General features: G+C 50.5%; 5 protein-coding genes. All 5 read right to left on the minus strand.

Annotated elements, in window-relative coordinates:
* Positions 1–116 precede the first annotated feature (116 nt).
* Positions 117–740: an ABC-type transport auxiliary lipoprotein family protein gene (locus OGY13_RS00050; protein ID WP_425278447.1), complete on the minus strand. Its 624-nt coding sequence runs from the start codon at positions 738–740 to the stop codon at positions 117–119.
* Between the two features lie 17 nt (positions 741–757).
* The gene (locus OGY13_RS00055; RefSeq protein ID WP_000449980.1) at positions 758–1696 is read right to left on the minus strand and encodes an MlaD family protein; all 939 of its coding nucleotides are present in this window, start codon (positions 1694–1696) and stop codon (positions 758–760) included.
* A gap of 1 nt (position 1697) precedes the next feature.
* Positions 1698–2489, minus strand: coding sequence for an ABC transporter ATP-binding protein (locus OGY13_RS00060; RefSeq protein ID WP_001325019.1), 792 nt, complete (start codon positions 2487–2489; stop codon positions 1698–1700).
* Positions 2490–2494: 5 nt separating this feature from the next.
* Positions 2495–3640, minus strand: coding sequence for an MlaE family ABC transporter permease (locus tag OGY13_RS00065; protein WP_001325018.1), 1146 nt, complete (start codon positions 3638–3640; stop codon positions 2495–2497).
* Between the two features lie 113 nt (positions 3641–3753).
* Positions 3754–4005, minus strand: a complete 252-nt coding sequence (locus tag OGY13_RS00070) for a hypothetical protein (protein WP_001515736.1) — start codon at positions 4003–4005, stop codon at positions 3754–3756.
* Positions 4006–4079: the final 74 nt, after the last annotated feature.

Here is a 4079-nt window from a genome sequence, read left to right on the forward strand (position 1 = left end):
CAGCTGATAGAAACAGAAGCCACTGGAGCACCTCAAAAACACCATCATACACTAAATCAGTAAGTTGGCAGCATCACCCTCGCCTCAGATAAAACCAACCGGTGCTGGTTTAGATATCAACCCTGCGCAGGGGATTGCTGCATCGTCCAGTTGAGCACTTGAGTGGCTAACTGGTCACTGGCCAGGCCAAAGGCCTGAACCACCTCGTTCATCTCGTTACCTTTTATCGGTTGGCGAATGTCAAACTGGCGAGTCGCAATAATCCTACGATCTGAAATTCTTACCAGCCGAGCATCAAAACGGATCAGCACTTCGCTGCTACCAACATGGTATACCCCTTGGAACGCGGACAGATCACCACTCAACTCCACATCAGCCTGCAAGCTATCATCGTCGCTACTGACTGCACGGATTCGCCCATCGCTACGGAACGCCTGAATAAGACGATTGCGCACCAAAATCGGCGCCGAATCACTCCAACGGGAGTTTTTATAAACCGCAATCTCCTGGCCCTGAGGCTGCACCGCTATGCGTGAGCTATTAAGAAACTGGTTCGTCGCCGGTTGTGAAACCCGTAATGACCAGTTTACTGTCTGCGCGTGTGGCACACTGACTGCAGGTGGCACCGGCAGAAGATAAACTTGTGATACAGGGGCCGAAGGTAAAATGGTGCAGGCAGAGAGCAGTATCGCCCCCCCGGATATCATCAATAGCCACACGCGGCGGCCTGCATAGCGCATCACATTAAAAGAGAGCATTAAGGCGTAAACTCCTGTGTTCTTTCACGGCCGCGCAACAAGGCCGCTGGGTTTTCTTCCAAACGAGAAACGGCGGCACGTAATGTCGCTAATGTTCTGCGCAGCTCATCTACTGCCGGCCCCAGCTCATTCATCCCTTGCATCCCGTTATTGAGTGAGGTTTTATTTTCACTCACCAATTTATTGAGGATGGTACTGGTATTTTGCAACGATGCCATGGTTTTGGCGGCATCACTGACCAGTTGTTTCCCCTGCCCATCCATTAAGCCGTTAGCATTACGCAGCAGGCGATTGGTTTGAGTCAGTGTCTCATTAGCCTGTTTACTGGCCTGCGCCAACTGCTGCAACAGGGTACGGAGATCACCACGTTGATCAGCCACAGTTTGGGTGACCAGCGCGAGATTATCCAGTGTCGTTACTAGGCGCTGCTGGTTATCCGGTGCCAGCAACTGGTTCAAACGCACCAACACTTCATTCGCATTGGTCATGAAATTCTCACCGTTAGCCAGTAACTGGCTCATCGGCGAAGGGGTAGCAATAATGATAGGAACCTCGTCATCTTTGCCCTCCAGCAACGGGCTGGTCTGGCTGCCACTGCTGAATTGAATATTTGAGGTGCCGGTAATACCCGCGACGGTGAGACGAGCTTGGGTATCTTCGCGTATCGGAGTAGATGCAGAAACGCGAATACGTGCCCAAACCTTATTCGGATTGTCTCGGTCCAGGCGTAATTGCGTCACCTCACCGACTCGAATCCCGCTGTACTGAACGGTGCTACCCTGTGACAGGCCACTCACAGGCTCATTGAAAACGATATCGTACAATCTGAACTGGCGATCAGAACCGGAATTTGTCAGCCATAGGCAAAACAGCAGCGCGGCACTCACCACAATAAGAGTGAACAAACCAATAACGACATGATGAGCACGGGTTTCCATATTACAACCTCTCTCCACTGTTAATTGCCGCTGCCTGATAAGCAGCCCGGCCACGTGGGCCATGAAAATACGCCTGAATCCAGCCATCATCAGTCGCTGCAACTTTATCCAGAGTATCAACCACCAGCACTTTTTTCTGCGAAAGCACCGCCACACGATCACACAGTGTATACAGCGTATCCAGATCGTGGGTCACCAAGAATACCGTTAGATTGAGGGCATCCCGCAGGGTGCGGATCAAACTGTCAAACGCCGCCGCACCAATGGGATCAAGACCCGCAGTCGGTTCATCAAGAAACAGAATATCCGGGTCCAGTGCTAAGGCACGGGCTAGCGCAACACGCTTGACCATACCACCCGACAGAGATGCTGGATACTTACTGCCAGTGCCCGGCGGTAGCCCAGCCAGTGCCAGTTTAACCTGAGCCAATCGCTCAGCCTCAGACCGGGGTAATCCGGCGTTTTCTATTAATGGTAATGCCACGTTCTCGGTCACGGTTAGAGAACTGAACAGTGCGCCTCGTTGAAATAATACGCCGAATCGGCGCTCGACCATGGCGCGGGATTGACCTGACAGTGCCATTAAATCCTTGCCAAAAACATGAATTTTCCCGTCAGTCGGACGACGTAACCCAACAATACTGCGTAACAGAACAGATTTACCGGTACCCGAGCCACCAACCACGCCAAGAACTTCGCCGCGCTTAACATCAAGATTCAACCCTTGATGCACGCACTGTACGCCAAAGCAGTTAACCAGATCGCGAATTTGAATGATTGCATCTTGCGTCATTTGGCTCACCACCCCATTTCCATGAAAAATAGCGCTGCCACGGCATCAAGCAAAATCACCACAAAGATCGAATGCACCACACTGGTGGTGGTATGAACCCCGACTGATTCAGCACTACCGGTTACTTTGAACCCCTCCAGACAGCCAATAATAGCAATCAGGAAAGCAAAAATAGGGGCTTTACTTATTCCCACCAGAAAATGCTGCAACCCATTACTGTTTTGCATAATCGACAAAAACATAGTGGGAGAGATATCCAGTGTTAAGGCACACACCACCATGCCACCGAAAATACCGCAAACCATGCCAATAAAGGTTAGCATCGGCAGAGAGATCAATAGTGCCAAGACGCGCGGTAGCACCAACAGTTCGACCGGATTCAAGCCCAGTGTTTGGATAGCATCAATCTCTTCATTGGCTTTCATCAAGCCAATTTCAGCGGTAAAAGCACTGGCTGTTCGCCCTGCCATCAGGATCGCGGTAAGCAGTACCGCAAATTCACGTAGAAAAGAAAATACCACCAAATCGACGGTAAAAATGCCCGCGCCGAAAGTAGTGAGTACGGTTGCACCGAGAAAGGCGATAACTGCCCCCACCAAAAAGGTGAGCAACATAATGATCGGCACAGCATTGAGGCCAATCTGTTGAATATTGGCAATTAATGAGGTAATGCGCCAGCGGGAGGGGCGAAAAAGTGTTCCCAGCAAGGTTTCCAGCGCCAGACCAATAAAGCCCAATAGTGACTTAATATCTTGCCATAAGTTATCTACCGAACGGCCGGTATTAGCCAGCATCTCAAGCCAAAACCGTGTGGGTTTTTCAGACAACTCAGGGGTTAAGTCAGGCAATACATGGCTTACCGTTTCAAGTAATATCCTCCGCTCTTCTGGCAATTTAGGCGCAAGTTCGCGTAAATTTGCTACACGGTCCTCACCCAGAAGCAGAGCTAACAACGTTGCACCGGCGGTATCTAACGCCCCCAGTTGGTTGAGATCAAATACCCCCCCACTGGGCATATTAGCGCGCAATTGCGCAACGCGCGGCTCCAAAACGCAGTAATGCGCCAACACCCAGTCCCCCCGGATATAAACTCTGGGGGGCTGAGCCGCGCTATCGAGATCAAGTTGTGCGGGGGACGTTTGCTCAGTCATTGCTCAGACCTTACCTATTTCAAACTCTAATGTTTCAAACCCTAAATAGGTATATCACACAGTTAAGTAAGAGTAATGACTGTTTAATTAATGAAGTGTTAACCACACCCTAATCAGTGAGGTGTGGCACGCTGTTTGCCCAATTGCCGTATTTTCCTCTCTGGCAGGGTAAACCAAACGACTACCGCCAGCAGAATTAACAGTACGCTGGCAGTACCTAATACCAGACTATGTGAGGCAGAAAAGGCCAGTTTGGCGCTGCTCAGTAGATGCTCGTCCCCACCAAGGCTATTGACCACCTGAATGGTTTCACTGATAGAAGCACTGGCCTGTGTAACCAGATCAGCGGGTAAATCTGCCGGCACTGTTGCAAATAGTCGGTGGTGATAAACTTATCATCCCCTTTTGCTGATGGAGCTGCACATGAACCCATTCAAAG

Source organism: Citrobacter sp. Cpo045, from assembly GCF_030332875.1.
GTDB lineage: Bacteria > Pseudomonadota > Gammaproteobacteria > Enterobacterales > Enterobacteriaceae > Citrobacter > Citrobacter portucalensis.

Coding starts and splice junctions, on each gene's coding strand:
- OGY13_RS00050 (WP_425278447.1), bottom strand. CDS start 740: ATGCGCTATGCAGGCCGCCGCGTGTGGCTATTGATGATATCCGGGGGG.
- OGY13_RS00060 (WP_001325019.1), bottom strand. CDS start 2,489: ATGACGCAAGATGCAATCATTCAAATTCGCGATCTGGTTAACTGCTTT.
- OGY13_RS00065 (WP_001325018.1), bottom strand. CDS start 3,640: ATGACTGAGCAAACGTCCCCCGCACAACTTGATCTCGATAGCGCGGCT.
- OGY13_RS00055 (WP_000449980.1), bottom strand. CDS start 1,696: ATGGAAACCCGTGCTCATCATGTCGTTATTGGTTTGTTCACTCTTATT.